Source organism: Micrococcus flavus, assembly GCF_014204815.1.
Taxonomy (GTDB): Bacteria; Actinomycetota; Actinomycetes; order Actinomycetales; family Micrococcaceae; genus Micrococcus; species Micrococcus flavus.
Window position 1 is genome coordinate 149,641 of sequence record NZ_JACHMC010000001.1, and the last position, 16,618, is coordinate 166,258.

Consider the following 16,618-nt stretch of genomic DNA (forward strand, 5'->3'; position numbering starts at 1 on the left):
GGCACCATGACCCCCGCACGCATCGCCTCCCTCGCCGTCGTCCTCGTGCTCACGCTCGTCCTGACCCCGCTGCGCGCCGACGACGGCTCGTTCGCCGGCGCCCTGGTGGTGGCGCTGCTCGGCGCCGTCCTCCTCGTGGCCGGTGCGTGGTTCGCGCCGCTGGCCCGCGCCGAGGGCACCATGGGCGGAACGCCGCGCGCCCCGTGGCGGCCCGAGTACGAGGGCCCCAAGACCACGCAGGTGGTCGGCGGCGGCCTGGTGGCGCTGCTGGTCGGGCTCATCACCGGCGGTGCGCCGTTCGTGGGGCCGCTGCTGGGCATCGTCGCGGCGGTCGCCGTCGGCCGGTTCCTGCACATCCCGTCCGCGGCGGAGGTCGAGGCCGTGGTCGGGTCGCAGGAGCAGGAGCAGGAGCAGGTCAACGACGACGGCGACGCCGCCTCCGACACGGCCCCCGTGCCGGTCGTCGAGGCGCCGGGCTCCGGTTCGACGGCCGAGGTGCACGGGAGCACCGCCGCCCCCGCCGCGGACGAGGCCGACCGGACCCCCTGACCGGGTCAGCCGGCCGCCTCGGCGATGAACAACTCCAGCTGGGGGATGCGCTCGGCGGCGAACTCCTCGAGGGGGACGGGCGACGGCCCGTCGAGGGGCTCGCGGGTCATCTCGTTCACGTTGATCCGGCCACCGGGCACGTAGGCCGTGCGCATCACCTGGTCCGTGGCGGACGTGGGGTAGCCCCGCAGGACCTTCTGGGTGACGGTCGCGTCCCCGGCCCCGACCGGCACGGTGGTCCGCTCGCGGCCATCCCCGCCCAGGCACTCCTTCCGCACACGGTGGTGCTCCTCGTCCACGGCCCGCCACGTGGCCTCGTCCCGCATGACCACCACGTTCATCATGTGGAACGCACCCGTGGCGCGGTCCGCGGTCTGGCCGAACGTCGCGCCCACCATCCCGTCGAGGATCTCCCGGGTGGCCTCCTCCCGGAGGCTGCGGCACGGCTCGACCACCCCCGCCGTCAGCGGCCCGAACGCGTCCACGTCGCGGGAGGCCAGGATCCGCCCGGTGGCCTCGGCGTCGTGGCTGCTGATCTGCGCGTCCTCGCCCAGTTCGGTGCGCAGGGCGCGCTCCACGCGCTCGTGGCCCGGGTAGCCGGCCCTGGTCGTGGGCGGCGTGGCCGGGTTCGCGGACGACGACGTCGACGCACCCCCAGCTACGGCACCGGTCCCCGGGGCGGCGGGTCCGGCGGGTGGGGCCTGCCCCGGGTCCGGGGCGGCAGACGTCGCGGAGGCAACAGGCGGCGTCGTGGTGCCGACTCCGGCATCGTCGGGGGAGAGCAGGCCGCAGCCGGTGAGGCCCAGCGCACCCGCCGCGAGCAGCACGCCGGTGCGTCGCGCACGTCGACGCCGACCCGGGGCGGGCGGCTCGGCGGGCAGGAGGCGGGGCGCGGTCACGGTCGGGTGCTCCCTCTGGTGGAGGCCGGGGGCTGTGCCGTCAACGGTAGGTGCCGGGGTGCGGATCATCCCAGGGGTGAGCGGCCGCCGGGCCGCGGGCGAAGTCCAGGGCCTCCTCGATGATCTGCACCACGACGTCGAGCTCGGCGTCGCCACGGGGGCCGTAGACCATCCATTCGGTGCCGTGCTCGGCGTGACCGTGCGGCTCGGCCCATCCCAGGGCGGTGAGACGGGCGCCGCGTTCGGCGGGCAGGACGAGGTGGACGGAGGTGTCGGCCACCCCGTGCAGGTGGACGGGCTCCAGCCGGCGCCCCGGGGCGAGGTTGGTCTCCGGGGAGCGCTCCGTGGGCAGATCGGTGACGAACAGGGCCCGTGAATCGGCGGGGGAGACCTGGCTGTGCCCCTCCTCCACGCCCTCGAGGGTCCGGGCTCGGGCCACCAGCTCACCCCACAGGGCGGGCGGGGCTTGCTGGTCCAACTGACGGTGGGGCCCCTGGTCGGAGGTGGCGGGTCGACGGCCGGGGCGGGGGGGCGTCGAGCAGAGGAGACGGCGGGCCCGGGGTGGTCACAGCATCAGCCTAGGGCCGGGAACGCTCCTGCCGAGCAAGGACCGGCGCCTCGGCCCGGCTGACTGACGGCGAGGGCGCCCCTCCCCCCGGCGTTTTCGAACGTGGAATAGGTCCTATTCCACGCTCGAAAGCGCCCATTCGCCCGATTCCACGTTCGAAAGCGCGGACTGGGGCGGCGGCGTCGACGGACCCGGGACACGGACCGCGACGCCGCCCAGCGTCGGAGATGGGCCCGCGCGTCGGGCCCGCAGGATTCCCCGACGACGAAGGAGAACGTCATGAACGAGTTCGACGGCAAGGTCGCCCTGGTCACCGGCGCCGGTTCCGGCATCGGCGAGGCGTGCGCCAAGGACCTTGCGCAGAACGGCGCGAAGGTCGTGGTCACGGACATCAACCTGGAGGCCGCCGAGCGCGTGGCCCGGGAGATCACCGAGGCCGGCGGCGAGGCCAAGGCCATGAAGCACGACACCGCCTCCCCGGAGGACAACCGGGAGGCCGTGGAGTTCGCCGTGCAGGAGTTCGGCGGGCTGCACCTGGCGGTGAACAACGCGGGCGTGGACGCCGGCCCGGACGCCGCCGGCGACCTGGCGCTCGAGGACTGGGACAAGGTCATCGACATCAACCTCAACGGCGTGCTCTACGGCATGCGGTACCAGCTGCCGGAGATCGAGAAGGCCGGCGGCGGTGCGATCGTGAACATGTCCTCCATCCACGGCTCCGTGGCCACGGGTGTGGGCGCCTCCGCCTACACGGCCGCCAAGCACGGCGTGGTGGGCCTGACCAAGCAGGCCGGCGTGGACTACGGCCCGCGCGGTGTGCGCGTGAACGCGGTGGGCCCGGCCTACATCGAGACCCCGCTGCTCGCGAACCTGCCCGCCGAGGTCAAGGACGCCCTCGTGGCCAAGCACCCGGTCGGCCGCCTGGGCCGGCCTGAGGAGGTCGCCTACCTCGTGAGCTTCCTGCTCAGCGAGAAGGCCTCCTTCATCACCGGTTCCTACCACCTGGTGGACGGCGGCTACACCGCCCCGTGATCCGGGGCGGACGTGGCCTCGTGGCGCGTCGCTGAGCCTCACCGAGCCGACGACGACGGCCGGGTCCCCGAGATGGGGCCCGGCCGCCGTCGTGCGTGGCTCAGTCCTCCCCGGCCTCCAGCGCCAGGAGACTCTGCGGGCTGAACGACACGCGGCTGCCGGGCCGCTCGTCGATGCGTCGGAGCACCTGCACGAGCCGCGCGCGGTAGGTGTCCCGCAGGGACGGAGGGTTGGCCGGGTCGGAGATCTGGCGGAACAGGCCGCGGGCCGTCTCGAGGTCCCGGAGCTCCTCGTCCGTGATGCCGGCGTCCCCGATCAGGCGCACCCGGGCGTCCGCGGCGAGCACCGCCTGCTTGAACGCGTCCACGGCCTCCCGGTAGGCGGCCACGTCCCCGGCGTCGAGCCGCCGCTCGGGGACGTCCTTGACCAGGTCCCACTCGTCCGCCGCGCGGCGGGCGGCGCCGTCCATGGCACGGACCTCGGGGATGTCCCGGTTGTGGAACTGCGGATAGGCCAGCTGCAGGTCGAAGTCGAGGTCGTAGGAGGCCACCTTCATGGTCATCTCCTCGTGCAGCGCCCGGGCCTGGGCCCGGCGCCGCGCGGCAGACCCGGCGTAGGGCTCGGGGGTCGCCGCCGGACGTCCCGCCTGGCGTGCGGGTGCGATCGGGCGGGGTGCGGCCGACGTCGGAGGCGTGCCGAGCTGGTGCTCGCGCAGATGCGCGGCCTCGGCGTGGCGACGGCGGGCGGTCGTGGAGGCGTAGGCGGGCAGCGGCGGACGCTCGGGGTGGACGCGGTGCTGGTGGGGGACCTTGTCCGCGGCCCAGTGCAGGCTGCGGAACTCCCAGTCCGCCCAGGAGGCGAGGTCCTCATCCGTGACGGGCGCCTGGGCCGCGGCGACGAGCCGCTCGGTCCGGCCGGGGTCGGTGGAGTGCGCGGTGATGACGGCGGCGATCTCCGCCGTCGCCCACCGGTGGTGGTGCTCTGCGCCGTCGCGGATGCGCTCCCGCTGCTCGGGGGTGAGGCCCACCCAGGCCTGCGCGGCGGCGGCACGGGCGGTCTCGAGCTTGGCGGCGTCCGTGGCGGCGTTCTCCAGGGTCCCGACTTGGCGGGTGCCCTCCACGTTGATCACGCGCTCCTCCACGCGTGCGCGGCGCTCGGCCAGGCGGCGCGCGGCCTTCCCCACGTCCGCGGACGCCTCGGACGCGGCGGCGGTCTCGGCCAGCCACCAGCCGCGGCGCCGGGCGGTGCGCACCCAGCCCTCCGCGTCCGCGGGGCGGTCGTTCTCCAGGGCCAGGCGCAGCTCCCGCAGGGCCTTGCGGAAGTGGTCCTGCGCCGGCACGCCCATGTGGTTCTGCAGCTCGAGCGGCGGCTTCTCTTCGAACCGGAGTCGACCGTAGAACCGCTCCTCGTGCCACACGAGCCCGCCGCCGATCAGGGCGGCGAGCAGCACGAGCGCGAGCAGGACCGCGAGGGCGCTGGGCATCGGGCGGGCTCCTGGGGGTCGGGGGGGGGCACGTGATACGCGATTCTGGCACGGCCCGCAGACACGAGAAGGCCCGGACTCGGGAGAACCCGATCCCCGACACAGCTTGACGACACCTCTAGATACGTCGTGTACTTAGATACATGATCCCGTTCCCGGACGACGCCGACCCCGCCGCGACAGGCCCCCGCCCCTGGCCCTCGGGCTGGGTGCGCGCCGCGCTCGAGCCCGCCATCCTCGGCGCGCTCACGGCCGGGCCGCTGCACGGCTACGGGATCGCCCAGGCCCTTGCCGCCCGCGGCTTCGGCACGCTCCGCGGCGGTTCGCTCTACCCCGTGCTCGCCCGCCTCGAGGAGGCCGGACACGTCAGCACCCGCTGGGTGGAGGGCCAGGGCGGCCCCGGCCGCAAGGACTACGCCCTCACCGCCGCCGGCCGCGCCGAGTACGCCGACGCCGTCGCCTCCTTCCAGGCCCTCGGCGCCGCGCTCGCGGCCCTGGGCGCTGAGGGGGAGGCCGGCGCCGACGGCGGTACCGCCGCATCCGTCCCCGCTCCCGTTCCGCAGGAGGCCGCCCGATGACCGACAACACCACTGCCCCCGCCGCGGCCCGTGCCGCGGAGGCCGCCTGGCTCCGCGCGGCCGACGCCGCGCTGGCCGCCGAGGAGGTCGCCCCGGCGCATCGTCGTCGCCTGCTGGCGGAGGCGCGGGCCGTCGTCGTGCAGTCCCAGGAGGGTCCGGAGGAGCTCTTCGGTGCACCCCAGGAGTGGGCTGCGCAGGCGTGCGTGGACTCCGCCGAGGCCGGTGAGCCCCTGACGGATGCGCGCATCACCACCGGCGCGGATGTGCTGACGGTGGGCCTGGTCCTGGCCGGCGCGGGGGCGCTGCTGGCCTTCGTGCTCACCCTGATGAAGAACGGACTCACCACGGACCTCTCCCTCGGCGTGCTGCTGGTGCCGCCGGTGGTCGGCGTGGGCGGAATGGGCGTGCTGTGTGCGTGGGAGCGGCTGCAGCGGCACGTGCCCACGGTGGCGGCCGCCGGTGCGGCGGTCTGCCTGGCCGGCGCGCTGCTCGCGGCCCTGGCCGTGCTCATGCTGGGCCTCGGCGACGCCGGGCTCACCGCGGGCGTGAGCTCCTTCGTGTGGCTCGGCGTCGCCGCGGTGTGCGGCGTGCTGTCCTGGGTGGCCGCCCGGGTGATCCCGGAGCGGGACGCGGATCAGGGGGCCACACCGGCCGCCGACGAGGAGTGGGCGGCCCGCCTCGCCTTCCTGCTCCGCTCCCGCGCGGACGTCCCCGAGCACCGGGTGGATGAGCTGGTGGCCGAGGCCCGCGCGCACGCCGCCGACGCCGGGTCGAGTCTGGCCGAGGAGTTCGGCTCGCCTGCCTCGTACGCCGCGCGGGTGCCGCGGGACCGCGTCCACCGGGCGCGCACGACGGCGGCACTCACCACCGTCGCCGCCGCTGCGGTGGTGGGCGCGATGTTCGGCGTCCTGCTGCCGAAGGGTGAGGCGCAGTGGTGGCACTGGCTGGTGACCGCATGCGCCGTGACGGCCGCGGCACTCGCCTGGACGGACGTCCGCCGCGCGGCCACGCGCAGCACCGACGAAGGCGGACGAGGATGACCCGCCACGAGCCACTCCTGCCGGCCCTGCTGGACCGCTTCGCCGCCGCGCGCGGCGTGTCGGCGGACAAGGACTGGGCCGCTGCGGCCGCGGGCCGCTTCCTGCTGGACGATGTCCGGGAGGAGATCGTCCTGCGGGAGCTGACGGAGGCGCTGGCCGCCGTCGAGGGGTCGGGCCAGGGGCCGGAGGAGCTCTTCGGCCCGCCCGTGGACTGGGCCCGGGAGCGCGCGGCGGAGGCGAGCGCGGCCGGGGAGCCCGTGCTGGACACGGACCCACCCCTGATGTGGCGGGCGGCACCGTGCAATGCGCTGATCATCGCCGCGCTGTTCTCCGTGCCGTTCGCCGCCGTGTTCGCGTTCCGGGACGGCCTCAGCGTGGACTACACGTGGGGGCACGTCCTGTTCTCGCTGGTGCTCGCCGTGGTGATGACAGTGGTCATCACCCTGTGGTCCCAGACCATCCTGCGGCGCTCCTTCTCGGCGACGGTGGGCATCGTGGCGGCAGGCGCGGTGCCGCTGGTGGTCGGGGCGGGGTTCCTTCTGCCCTGGCTCTCGGAGCAGCCCCTGTTCACCGGATCCGTGGGGTGGTACGCGGCCATCGTGGCCGGCTACCTCGGTCTCGGCGCGCTGGGCTTCTGGCTCCTGCCCACGGACGACGTCCCGGACACCACCACGCAGACCCCCGACGACGACGCCTGGGCCCTCGTGCTCGGCGGCGTGCTGCGCTCGAAGCTCGCGTACTCGGACGCGCGCGTGCGGGAGGTGGTGGATGAGGCCCGTGCGCACGCGGCGGCGTCCGGCCGTCCGATGGCCGAGGAGTTCGGCAACCCGCAGGACTACGCCGCGCGGTTCCGCCCGGACCGCGGCCGGCGGCTGCGCTGGGAGGCGATTCTGCTCACCGCGGTGGCCGTGTACTGGGTGGGCAAGCTGTGGGCGCACCTGGCCGACCGCGCCGCCCCGCTGGACTGGTGGACGGTGGCCGGCGCGGTGCTCATGCCGCTGATCGCATGGCGGATGTGGCGGATGCACCGGCGGGCAGTGTCGCCTCACCCAGGGTGAGCGGGTCAGGGCGGTCGTGACCGGCGGTCTCGGAGCCGACGATCACGACGGCTCGTCCCGCTAGGCTCCCCGCATGGAGCACCCCCTCATCTCCCCGCCCAAGGCCCGGCCCGGTGACCGGGTCGCGGTGGTGTCGCCGTCGTTCGCGGCGCCCGGCTTCGCCCCCGCCGTGCACGAGCAGGCGATGCGCCGGCTGGCCGAGGTGACCGGCCTGGTGCCGGTCGAGTACCCGACCACCCGGCAGCTCGGGGCGAGTCCCGAGGACCGGGCGCGGGACCTGAACGCGGCGTTCGCGGACCCGGAGATCCGGGCGGTGGTGTCGACGGTGGGCGGGGAGGACCAGATCACGGTGATCGGCCACCTGGACGCGGACGCAATGCGCGCGGATTCCAAGCCGTTCCTCGGCTACAGCGACAACACCAACCTCCACCAGTGGCTGTGGGCCCACGGCGTGCAGAGCTTCTACGGCGGTTCGACGCAGGTGCACCTGGGGCCGGGGCCGGCCGTGGACGCGGTGCACGCGGCGTCCCTGCGGGCTGCCTTGCTCACGGGGGAGCGGCTGGAGATCACGGAGCCGGGGGAGTCGGAGGACCACGGCGTCGACTGGCTCGACCCGCGCGCGCTGAGTGAGTTCGGCGAGCGGGAGCCGGTGCCGGGCCCGCAGGACGACGACGGCGGCGCGCCCGGCGCGGGCGCCTCGCCCTGGCGCTGGGCCGGGCCGCGGCGCGTGGTGACCGGCCGGACGTGGGGCGGGTGCCTGGAGGTGCTGCCGTGGGTGATGGCGGCCGGGCGCGGCCCTGCGGATGTGGCGGCGCTGGAGGGCGGGGTGCTGCTGATCGAGACGAGCGAGGAGCTGCCGAGCGCCGGCGAGGTGCGGCGGCTGCTGCGCATCCTGGGCGAGCGCGGCATGCTCGGCGCCGTGGACGCCGTGCTGGCGGCCCGCCCGCCCACGAGCTCCTTCGAGGTCCCGCGCGAGGCGGACGAGCGGGCGCGGCTGCGCGCGGAGCAGGCGGACGTGGTCGTGGAGACCGTGGCGACGTACAACCCGGACGCGGTGGTGTGCGTGGGCGTGCCGTTCGGTCACACCCGGCCGCAGTGGGTGCTGCCGCATGGCGGGGTGATGACCGTGGACGGGGCCCAGAGGCGGGTGTGGGCGGAGTTCGGGTGAGCCAGTTGATAGCCTGCGGCTCAGACGGTGGCCGGCAATGAGGCCCCACAGATGAGGGGGTTTCCCATGGCCGAACCAGAAGGTCTGCGCCATGCTGCGATTGCCTGGCTTGAGCAGCGCACCTTCGACCGGCAGATTCCCCTGAGTCGTGACGAGATCGCTGACTTCGAGTGGAACGGCCAGCCGTTTCGTCTGATCCCCTCCCAGCAGGGCATCTGGAAGCCGCGAGGTTTCGAGGCCACGCTCTCCATCGTCACGACCTACCGTTCGCCCGGTCAGAAACGCCCTTACGAGGACGAGGTCGGAACGGACGGGCTGATCCGCTACAAATGGCGCGGGGATGATCCGCACCATCCCGAGAACGTCGGGCTACGCCGGGCAATGCAGTTGCGGAAACCGATCATCTGGTTCATCGGCATAGGGGGCAAACCGCCGGAGTATCAGGTGGTAGCCCCCGTGTATCTCGTCAGGGAAGAGCCGGAACAGCAGCAGTTCGTCATGGCGCCGCTGGCGGAAGAGGACTTCGCCGTCGAGGAGTTCGACGAGGGGTTCGCGGTGCCCGCACTCAAGCGCTATCTCATGCGGGAGACGAAGGTGCGTCTGCACCAACCCGTCTTCCGCTCAACGGTGCTGATGGCGTACGAGAATCACTGTGCGGTATGCAACCTGGCGCATCCGGAGCTACTGGATGCGGCGCACATCGTCGATGACAGCCACGAGATGGGGACGCCGACGATCGGCAACGGCATGGCTCTCTGCAAGATCCACCACGCGGCGTTCGATCGACGGTTCCTCGGATTGCGTCCGACGCTAGAACGCCCCATCGTCGAAATCCGGCAGGACCTGCTAGATGAGGTCGACGGCCCGATGCTGCGCCACGGCCTGCAGGACCTGCATGGGAAGCCCCTCATGATGCTTCCCAAGGCGCGAGCGAACCGACCCGATCACGATAAGCTCGTGTGGGCCTACGACCGGTTCCGGACTGCTACCGCCGCCGACGTTGCGTAATGCTAATAAATACATAATTCCAAAAATGCATTAAAGCGGCCCTATCTGGACAGCTCGAAGAAATCTGCCGTTACCAATGACACCTACAAGAGTAGGATTCAGTTTCTCGAGCCTGCGGCACTCCCCAATCGACAATTGGAGGGATTAGGAATAGTGTTCTTAACTGTAAATTCTTCGGTATCAGACGCCGGGGTGGGGCCTGACTGGGTCGATGTTGGAACCCTTGCGCTCGCTCTCATAGCAGTCATAATTTCATTGTTTGCATACTTTAGTGCGCGTAAAGCGAATGGGATTGCGCGAGAGGCGAATGCAATAAATAGAGACATCGAGAGCGGTCAAGCAGCCCGAAGGGAACTACTAAGACAGAAGCTTTGCAGGCTTAAGGCTTCCCTTGTGGATCAGTCTCGTGTTCTAGAGTTCGAAGCAAAAGTTCTAGACGATGAACCTGCTGTCGGGTCTATTCAGGGTATCCCTGGTGTCGTTGCTAAACTCCGGGAGGCGATGCCATCCATTAACGGAATATGGGCTGAGGCAAAGAATTTGAGTAGCCGAGAAATCCGCACTAAGATCGAGGTGGTTGTGGAATTGGCTAGGGCCCAAGAGTCATTAATTGACTCAGCCGTCTACGTGGCTTCGCAGCAAATCCACGCCCAGCATCCTGGGCATGAGACGGGTCGGGATCTCCTAGCTATGGACTTCGGCCGCAAGCGGCGTGAGGTGTGGGACGGTCTCGGTGCTCTCGGGGGTGCGTTTGATCAGGCAATCGAGGCCATTGAGCGAGCCAATGCGAATAAAGCCCGTGACTGATTGGACTATGTGCAGATTCTCGTAGATCGAGATCAAATTTGTCAGCGACCCCGGCGAATTGCCGGGGTCCCCTGACCGGGCGGCACCGAAAGCATCTCACCCACGCGTGTTGCGTGAGCGAAAAAGAACCGCCCTGCCTCACCGCTTCCGGTATAGCCCCTTCTTCTGGAACTTCGGCTCGCTCGTCACGAGCATCCCCAGGGACCGGAAGATGCCCTCGTCCACAGAGCCGAGGATCGTCGTCGTGTGGACGTCGCAGCCGGCCAGGTTGGCCAGCTGGTCCACGGCGGCCTTCGCGTTCTCGTCGGTCGCGGCGGACACGGACAGGGCGATCAGCACCTCGTCGGTGTGCAGTCGCGGGTTCTGGGAGCCCAGGTGCACGGTCTTGAGCGTCTGGATCGGCTCGATCGCCTCGGGGGAGAGCAGGTGCACGTCGTCGGAGATGCCGGCCAGCACCTTGAGCGCGTTGAGCACCATCGCGGCGGAGCAGCCCAGCAGCTCCGAGGTCTTGCCGGTCACCAGGGTGCCGTCCGCCAGCTGCACGGCCGCGCCGGGCTCGCCGGTGCGCTCGGCCACGATCTGCGCGGCGCCCACCACGGGGCGGTCCTCCGAGCTCAGGCCCAGCTTGGACATCACCAGGGCCACGCGCTCGGACTCGGTGTCGTCCGCGCCCTCGAGCGCCTCGTTGACCTGCGCCTTGTAGTAGCGGCGGATGATCTCCTGCTTCGCGGCCTCCTGGCACACCTCGTCGTCCACGATCGCCGCGCCGGCCATGTTCACGCCCATGTCCGTGGGGGACTTGTACGGGGTGGCACCGGTGACCTTCTCCAGCAGCGCGGAGAGCAGCGGGAACACCTCGACGTCGCGGTTGTAGCTCGTCACCCGCTCGCCGTACTCGGCCAGGTGGAACGGGTCGATCAGGTTGATGTCGTCCAGGTCCACGGTGGCGGCCTCGTAGGCGGCGTTCACCGGGTGCTCGAGCGGCAGGTTCCAGATGGGGAACGTCTCGAACTTCGCGTAGCCGGCCGGGATGCCCCGCTGCCGGTCGTGGTACACCTGGCTCAGGCACGTCGCCAGCTTGCCCGAGCCCGGGCCCGGGGCCGTCACGACGACGAGGTCCCGCGTGGTCTCGGACCATTCGTTGGCGCCGAAGCCCTGCTCGGAGACGATCGTGGACATGGCGTGCGGGTAGCCCGGGATGACGCGGTGGCGGGCCACCTTCAGGCCGAGGCGCTCGAGCTTCTCCAGGAAGGCCAGCGCGCGGTGGTTGGCGTCCTCCAGCTGCGTGACCACCACGTGCTCCACCAGGAACCCGCGCTCCCGGAACACGTCCACGAGGCGCAGGACGTCGTCCTCGTAGGTGATGCCGAGGTCCGCCCGGACCTTGTTCCGCTCGAGGTCCTTCGCGTTGAAGCAGACCAGGATCTCGGTCTCGTCCTTGATGCGATCCAGCATCGCGATCTTGTTGTCCGGGGTGAAGCCGGGCAGGACGCGGGAGGCGTGCAGGTCGTCGAAGAGCTTGCCGCCCATCTCCAGGTACAGCTTCCCGCCGATCTGGCGCCGGCGCTCCTGGATGTGCTGGGACTGGAGCTCGATGTACGTCGCGCGGTCGAACCCGAGGGGACGCGCGGTGTACTGGGTGGCCATGGTGGGGGCGCTGTCAGCGGTGCCGGTCATGGACCTCCAGCATAGCCACTCTCAGCGCCCGTCAGCCCCGCGCCCCGCCCCGGTCCGGTCCGGTCCGGCGTCGTCCTCGGTGGTCCTGTCCGCCACCCAGTCGTCCTCCGGGTCGTCGTAGGAGCGGGTGCGGCCCGTGCGCAGGTCCGTGACGTCCATGATGCCGGTCTCCGGGTGGTAGCGGACGGACTGCCGGGTGGCCTCGTCCACCACGGTGATGGACTGCGTGTCCGGGTCGTAGTCCTCCACCCGCACCTGGTCCTCGTACTCCTCGGCAGGGCCGAACACCGGCCGCAGCGTGCGCTCCCGGGCGCGCGCCGCGCGTCGGGCCGCCGCGGCCTGCGCCTGCTCCGCCAGGCGACGCAGACGGTCCAGCTGGTCCTTGTCCTGGGTGACGTGTGCCCCGGGCAGCCGCCACTGGTAGCGGTACGCCACCATGCGCACCGTGAAGATCAGCAGGGCGATCAGAAAGCCCGTGAACGCGTTCAGGGCGCCGCGCTGCGCCACCAGCTCCGCCACGGCCGCCCCCACGAAGGCGGGCATCACGTACACGCCGCGGGGGTCGAAGATGGAGGGCACCTCATTGGCCACGATGTCCCGCAGCACGCCGCCGCCGAGGGCGCCCACGGTGGCCACCACCACCACGGACACCGGATGGATGCCCATGGCGTGCGCGATCATCACGCCGGACACCGTGAACAGGGCGAGGCCGGCGGCGTCGAACAGGGTGATGGTCAGGTTCAGCCGGTTGGGGCGGATCGCGCCCACGTACACCAGCAGGGACACCAGCACCGGCGGGGCCAGGTAGATCGGGTTCTCCAACGACGCCGGCAGGCCCCGGTCCAGGACGATGTCCCGCGTGAAGCCGCCGCCCAGGCCAGCGAACAGGGCCAGCGCCATGGAGCCCACCAGGTCGAAGTCCTTGCGGGCCGCCAGCAGGGCGCCGGAGACCGCGAAGAAGAACACCCCCACCAGGTCCAGCGCGGTCAGGAGCCACGGGACGTCGGCCAGGTCGGCGAACAGCTGCTGCAGGTCCACGGCGGCTCCTTCCGGGTCGGGGCACAGAGCGGGCCCGCCGCGACGTCGTCGGCGGCGGGCCCGGCCATTGTCGCAGGGCGTCAGGCGGAGGCGCCGTCCCGGCGGCCGTCCGGGTCCACGGTCGGCTGGGAGGAGGTGTCCGCCTCGCCCGGGTCCGCCGGCGGGCCGTCCTCGCCGTCGCGGTCCCGGATGTCCGGCACGGGCGGGGCGTCGTCCGGGTCCATGCGCTGGCGCTGGGTCTCCCCGGTGATCTCCGCGCCCGGGGCCATCCACTCCCGGCGCAGGGAGACCACGCGCAGCGCCAGGACCACGAGCATTACCGCGAGCATCGTATAGATGCTCAGCAGCTCGGCCTGGCCCAGCGCGGAGGTGGCGGCGGCGCCGATCAGCGCCGGCACGGCGTACCAGCCGCGCCCGCCGAACACGGCCGGGGGCTCGCCCGCCACCACGTCTCGCAGCAGGCCGCCGCCCACCGCCGTCACGAGCCCGAGCACCGCGGCCGAGACGGGGGAGAGCCCCCCGAGCAGCGCGATCCGGGTGCCGACCACGCAGTACACGGCCAGTCCCACCGCGTCCACGAGCATCACCGCGTGCTTGCCGCGCTCGCCGTCGAGGACCTTGAAGAACACGGCCAGCGACGCCAGCACCGGCAGGATCAGGTACCACGGGTTGCGGAAGGCGGCCGGGACGTCCTGGTTGACGATCAGGTCGCGGATCACGCCGCCGCCGGTGCCCACCATGAGCGCCAGCAGCAGGGAGCCGACGATGTCGTACCCCTTCCGGACGGCCAGGATAGCGCCGGAGATCGCGAAGAAGAACACGCCCACCAGGTCCACCGTCGTGACGATCTGGGTCACGGCCTCGGCCACCTGGCCGGTCTCGTCGACGGCGGAGGGCAGGTCGCGCTGGAGCTCTTCCGGGCTCTTGGGGGACGTGGTCAGCAGCCAGACGGCGACGGAGCAGGTCAGCATGGGGTCACGGTAGCGGGGACGCTCCTGTGGTGTCCCCGCAGCCCGGGCCGGCGCCCGTCATGTCAGGGGAGGCGGGTAGGCGCTCCAGTCGTCGTCCGGAGCCGACGCCGGGCCCCTGTCGGTCAGAGAGCGGATGTAGGCGCCGAGGTAGGGAAGGGCGAAGCGGAGGTACCCGTGTCCGTCCGGTTGCACGTAGCCGCTGTCGATGAGTCGGTTCCGATACTGATTCACATACTGGCTGTAGGAGCCGAGGCGCCCGGTGATGTCGCCGATGCGGGATCGCTCCTCGTCGACAGCCATGGCGCGGAGGAACTCCTGATCCTTGGCGGAGAGGTCGTTGAAGACCTTCGACAGCACGCGGTCCATCACCGCCTGCAGCCCCCGGTCGCGGGCTGCCTCGGCGGCAGACAGGTCGATCCGGGGCTGGTTCGGCCGGTGTCGCCACGCGTAGTCGCCCAGCAGCTGGACGAGGTAGGGGTAGCCCTGGGCCGCGGCGATCAGCATCTCCAGGGCTTCTTCGGTGAACTCCCGGCCGCCGAGGCGTGCCGTCTCCGCGAGGACGTGGCGGGTCTCCTTCGGGGAAAGTCGGTGGAAGTCGGCGGTCCGGGAGCGGCGGAGAAAGGTCGTGTGCTCCTGCCGTACGAGTTCGTCGAGGTCGACCTTGATGCCGGCGAATGCCACGACGATGTCTGCTCCGCGGCTGATGGCATGGGAGATCTCCCGTGCGACGGCGCTGACCTCTCGCAGGCGCGTCTTGCCCGAGGAGACCTCGTCGATCGTGATGAGGATTCCGCGCACCCCGGCATGTTGGGCAACGGTCACCAGATCATTGCGCATGAGTGGACGAGAGGGACGCTCTGTGACCTCCCACGCGGCGGAGAAGTGCCAGAGCCCCAGTTCCTTGAGCTCACGTTTGGTCTGCCGGGGTAGGGAATTCACGACGTCTGGCAACGTGCTCTCCACCAGCCGGCGTTGGAGGCCCGCGCTGGCATCCTCGCTGATCACGAGCCAACCAGCATCTCGGGCGAGGTCTTCGATCCGCTGCAGCATGGAGGTCTTTCCGGCGCCCCTCAGCCCGGACAGGAGGACGGACTGGTTCTCGCCGAAGTCATGGTCTTGGAAGACTCTGCCCATGTCGCGGAGCAGGTCTTCGTGGCCGCCGAACACGAGGGGACGCCGCCCGTACCCCGGCGTGAAGGGGCTGTTCGGCTGGTCTGGGCAGGGCACGGGATCGCGCATGCTCACATCGTATTTGTTTTTTTTGTTCGGCAGGCCCGTCAGCGGCCGCCGAACTCGGCGGCCAGGCGCGCCGCGAGGCCCGTGTAGGCGGCGGGCGTGAGGGCGAGGAGGCGCGTCTCGGCGTCGTCGGACAGGCCCAGGCCCTGGACGAACTCGCGCATGCGCGCGGCGTCCACGCGCTGGCCGCGGGTGAGCTCCTTGAGGCGCTCGTAGGGGTTGTCCATGCCCTCGACGCCGGCGATCGCCTCGGCGCGCATCACCGTCTGGACGGCCTCGCCGAGCACCTCCCAGTTGTGGTCCAGGTCCTCGGCGAGCACCGGCTCGGCGACCTGCAGCTGGCCCATGCCCTTGGTGACGTTGGTCAGGGCGAGCACCGAGTGGCCCAGGGCCACGCCGATGTTGCGCTGCGAGGTGGAGTCCGTGAGGTCGCGCTGCCAGCGGGACTCGATCAGCGTGGCGCCGAGGGAGTCCAGCAGGGCGCAGGAGAGCTCGAGGTTGGCCTCGGCGTTCTCGAAGCGGATGGGGTTGACCTTGTGCGGCATCGTGGAGGAGCCGGTGGCGCCGGCCACGGGGATCTGCGCGAAGTAGCCGATGGAGATGTAGGACCACACGTCCACGCAGAAGCCGTGGAGGATCCGGTTGAACCGGGACACGTCCGCGTAGAGCTCCGCCTGCCAGTCGTGGGACTCGATCTGCGTGGTCAGCGGGTTCCAGGTCAGGCCGAGGTGCTCCACGAAGGACCGGGAGAGTGCCGGCCAGTCCGCGTCCGGGGCGGCGCACAGGTGCGCGGCGTAGGTGCCGGTGGCGCCGTTGATCTTGCCGAGGTACTCGGTGCGCTCGACCCGGGCGATCTGCCGGCCCAGGCGGTGCACGAACACCGCCATCTCCTTGCCGAGCGTGGTGGGGGTGGCCGGCTGGCCGTGGGTGCGGGAGAGCATCGGGGTCTCGGCGGCGGTGGCGGCCATCGCGGAGATCGTGTCCACCGCGGCGCGGGCGGCGGGCAGCCAGACCTGCTCGACGGCGTCGCGCACGCCCACCGCGTACGCCAGGTTGTTGATGTCCTCGGAGGTGCACGCGAAGTGCACCAGCGGCTTCAGGTGCGCCAGGCCCAGGCCCTCGAGACGGGCGGCGATGAAGTACTCCACCGCCTTGACGTCGTGCACGGTGACGCGCTCGGTCTCGGCGAGCTCGGCCACGGAGTCCGCGTCGAAGTCCGTGACGATCGCGCGCAGCCCGGCCTTCTGCTCGTCCGTGAGCGGCTCCAGGCCCGGCAGCACGCGGCCCTCGGCGAGGTGCACGAACCACTCCACCTCCACGTGGATGCGGTTGCGGTTCAGGGCCGCCTCGGAGAGGTGGTCCACGAGCGGCTCCACGGCGGAGCGGTAGCGCCCGTCCAGCGGGCCGAGGGCGATCCCGGCCGCGCCCAGGGGCTGACGGTCGGCGGTGGAGGCGGGCGTGGCGGAGGGCTGCGAGGTCATGATCCCCATTCTGGCACCGCCGCCC

16 protein-coding genes are annotated in these 16,618 nt (G+C 71.5%); 8 read left to right on the forward strand and 8 right to left on the reverse strand.

The window, feature by feature from the left end; all coding sequences use genetic code 11:
- Nucleotides 1–6: 6 nt before the first annotated feature.
- Nucleotides 7–549 carry a hypothetical protein gene (locus BJ976_RS00815; RefSeq protein WP_135029438.1) on the forward strand — a complete coding sequence of 181 codons (543 nt, stop codon included), beginning with the start codon at nucleotides 7–9 and terminating at the stop codon, nucleotides 547–549.
- Nucleotides 550–554: 5 nt separating this feature from the next.
- Here the strand turns inward: BJ976_RS00815 and BJ976_RS00820 are convergent, their stop codons facing one another.
- Nucleotides 555–1,448 (reverse strand): hypothetical protein, encoded by an 894-nt coding sequence (locus BJ976_RS00820; RefSeq protein WP_135029436.1) that lies wholly within the window; start codon nucleotides 1,446–1,448, stop codon nucleotides 555–557.
- A gap of 40 nt (nucleotides 1,449–1,488) precedes the next feature.
- Nucleotides 1,489–1,926 carry a luciferase domain-containing protein gene (locus BJ976_RS00825; protein ID WP_229667253.1) on the reverse strand — a complete coding sequence of 146 codons (438 nt, stop codon included), beginning with the start codon at nucleotides 1,924–1,926 and terminating at the stop codon, nucleotides 1,489–1,491.
- A gap of 369 nt (nucleotides 1,927–2,295) precedes the next feature.
- On the opposite strand from BJ976_RS00825, the gene BJ976_RS00830 reads away from it, so the two are divergent.
- Complete coding sequence (locus tag BJ976_RS00830) at nucleotides 2,296–3,048, forward strand: SDR family NAD(P)-dependent oxidoreductase (RefSeq protein WP_135029434.1); 753 nt, start codon at nucleotides 2,296–2,298, stop codon at nucleotides 3,046–3,048.
- Nucleotides 3,049–3,148: 100 nt separating this feature from the next.
- Here BJ976_RS00830 and BJ976_RS00835 read toward each other — a convergent pair whose 3' ends face one another.
- On the reverse strand, nucleotides 3,149–4,531 hold the full coding sequence (locus BJ976_RS00835; protein ID WP_135029432.1) for a hypothetical protein: 1,383 nt from the start codon (nucleotides 4,529–4,531) through the stop codon (nucleotides 3,149–3,151).
- A gap of 143 nt (nucleotides 4,532–4,674) precedes the next feature.
- Here BJ976_RS00835 and BJ976_RS00840 point away from each other — a divergent pair, with 143 nt between their 5' ends.
- The 6 genes from BJ976_RS00840 (at nucleotide 4,675) to BJ976_RS00865 (ending at nucleotide 10,190) form a co-directional block, all read left to right on the forward strand.
- A complete protein-coding gene (locus BJ976_RS00840; RefSeq protein WP_135029430.1) occupies nucleotides 4,675–5,109 on the forward strand; it encodes a PadR family transcriptional regulator in 435 nt (144 codons plus the stop codon).
- Nucleotides 5,106–6,149: a hypothetical protein gene (locus tag BJ976_RS00845; RefSeq protein WP_135029428.1), complete on the forward strand. Its 1,044-nt coding sequence runs from the start codon at nucleotides 5,106–5,108 to the stop codon at nucleotides 6,147–6,149. Before BJ976_RS00840 ends, BJ976_RS00845 begins: the two co-directional genes overlap by 4 nt.
- Nucleotides 6,146–7,207: a hypothetical protein gene (locus BJ976_RS00850; protein ID WP_135029426.1), complete on the forward strand. Its 1,062-nt coding sequence runs from the start codon at nucleotides 6,146–6,148 to the stop codon at nucleotides 7,205–7,207. The genes BJ976_RS00845 and BJ976_RS00850 overlap by 4 nt, the downstream gene beginning before the upstream one ends.
- 73 nt (nucleotides 7,208–7,280) lie before the next feature.
- Nucleotides 7,281–8,375: a S66 family peptidase gene (locus BJ976_RS00855; RefSeq protein ID WP_135029424.1), complete on the forward strand. Its 1,095-nt coding sequence runs from the start codon at nucleotides 7,281–7,283 to the stop codon at nucleotides 8,373–8,375.
- A 66-nt stretch (nucleotides 8,376–8,441) separates the two neighbouring features.
- Nucleotides 8,442–9,383, forward strand: a complete 942-nt coding sequence (locus BJ976_RS00860; protein WP_229667255.1) for an HNH endonuclease — start codon at nucleotides 8,442–8,444, stop codon at nucleotides 9,381–9,383.
- 153 nt (nucleotides 9,384–9,536) lie between these two features.
- Nucleotides 9,537–10,190 carry a hypothetical protein gene (locus BJ976_RS00865; RefSeq protein WP_135029420.1) on the forward strand — a complete coding sequence of 218 codons (654 nt, stop codon included), beginning with the start codon at nucleotides 9,537–9,539 and terminating at the stop codon, nucleotides 10,188–10,190.
- Nucleotides 10,191–10,328: 138 nt separating this feature from the next.
- On the opposite strand, the gene BJ976_RS00870 is transcribed toward BJ976_RS00865, so the two are convergent.
- The 5 genes from BJ976_RS00870 to purB form a co-directional block, all read right to left on the reverse strand.
- Nucleotides 10,329–11,867, reverse strand: a complete 1,539-nt coding sequence (locus BJ976_RS00870) for a DUF1846 domain-containing protein (protein ID WP_135029418.1) — start codon at nucleotides 11,865–11,867, stop codon at nucleotides 10,329–10,331.
- 21 nt (nucleotides 11,868–11,888) lie between these two features.
- On the reverse strand, nucleotides 11,889–12,905 hold the full coding sequence (locus tag BJ976_RS00875) for a trimeric intracellular cation channel family protein (RefSeq protein ID WP_135029416.1): 1,017 nt from the start codon (nucleotides 12,903–12,905) through the stop codon (nucleotides 11,889–11,891).
- Nucleotides 12,906–12,985: 80 nt separating this feature from the next.
- Nucleotides 12,986–13,876, reverse strand: a complete 891-nt coding sequence (locus tag BJ976_RS00880; RefSeq protein WP_135029414.1) for a trimeric intracellular cation channel family protein — start codon at nucleotides 13,874–13,876, stop codon at nucleotides 12,986–12,988.
- 57 nt (nucleotides 13,877–13,933) lie between these two features.
- On the reverse strand, nucleotides 13,934–15,115 hold the full coding sequence (locus tag BJ976_RS00885; protein WP_135029412.1) for a DUF8462 domain-containing protein: 1,182 nt from the start codon (nucleotides 15,113–15,115) through the stop codon (nucleotides 13,934–13,936).
- Between the two features lie 38 nt (nucleotides 15,116–15,153).
- Nucleotides 15,154–16,593, reverse strand: coding sequence for an adenylosuccinate lyase (purB, locus tag BJ976_RS00890; protein ID WP_135029410.1), 1,440 nt, complete (start codon nucleotides 16,591–16,593; stop codon nucleotides 15,154–15,156).
- Nucleotides 16,594–16,618: the final 25 nt, after the last annotated feature.

Coding starts and splice junctions, on each gene's coding strand:
- BJ976_RS00815 (WP_135029438.1), top strand. CDS start 7: ATGACCCCCGCACGCATCGCCTCCCTCGCCGTCGTCCTCGTGCTCACG.
- BJ976_RS00830 (WP_135029434.1), top strand. CDS start 2,296: ATGAACGAGTTCGACGGCAAGGTCGCCCTGGTCACCGGCGCCGGTTCC.
- BJ976_RS00835 (WP_135029432.1), bottom strand. CDS start 4,531: ATGCCCAGCGCCCTCGCGGTCCTGCTCGCGCTCGTGCTGCTCGCCGCC.
- BJ976_RS00840 (WP_135029430.1), top strand. CDS start 4,675: ATGATCCCGTTCCCGGACGACGCCGACCCCGCCGCGACAGGCCCCCGC.
- BJ976_RS00845 (WP_135029428.1), top strand. CDS start 5,106: ATGACCGACAACACCACTGCCCCCGCCGCGGCCCGTGCCGCGGAGGCC.
- BJ976_RS00850 (WP_135029426.1), top strand. CDS start 6,146: ATGACCCGCCACGAGCCACTCCTGCCGGCCCTGCTGGACCGCTTCGCC.
- BJ976_RS00855 (WP_135029424.1), top strand. CDS start 7,281: ATGGAGCACCCCCTCATCTCCCCGCCCAAGGCCCGGCCCGGTGACCGG.
- BJ976_RS00860 (WP_229667255.1), top strand. CDS start 8,442: ATGGCCGAACCAGAAGGTCTGCGCCATGCTGCGATTGCCTGGCTTGAG.
- BJ976_RS00870 (WP_135029418.1), bottom strand. CDS start 11,867: ATGACCGGCACCGCTGACAGCGCCCCCACCATGGCCACCCAGTACACC.
- BJ976_RS00880 (WP_135029414.1), bottom strand. CDS start 13,876: ATGCTGACCTGCTCCGTCGCCGTCTGGCTGCTGACCACGTCCCCCAAG.
- BJ976_RS00885 (WP_135029412.1), bottom strand. CDS start 15,115: ATGCGCGATCCCGTGCCCTGCCCAGACCAGCCGAACAGCCCCTTCACG.
- purB (WP_135029410.1), bottom strand. CDS start 16,593: ATGACCTCGCAGCCCTCCGCCACGCCCGCCTCCACCGCCGACCGTCAG.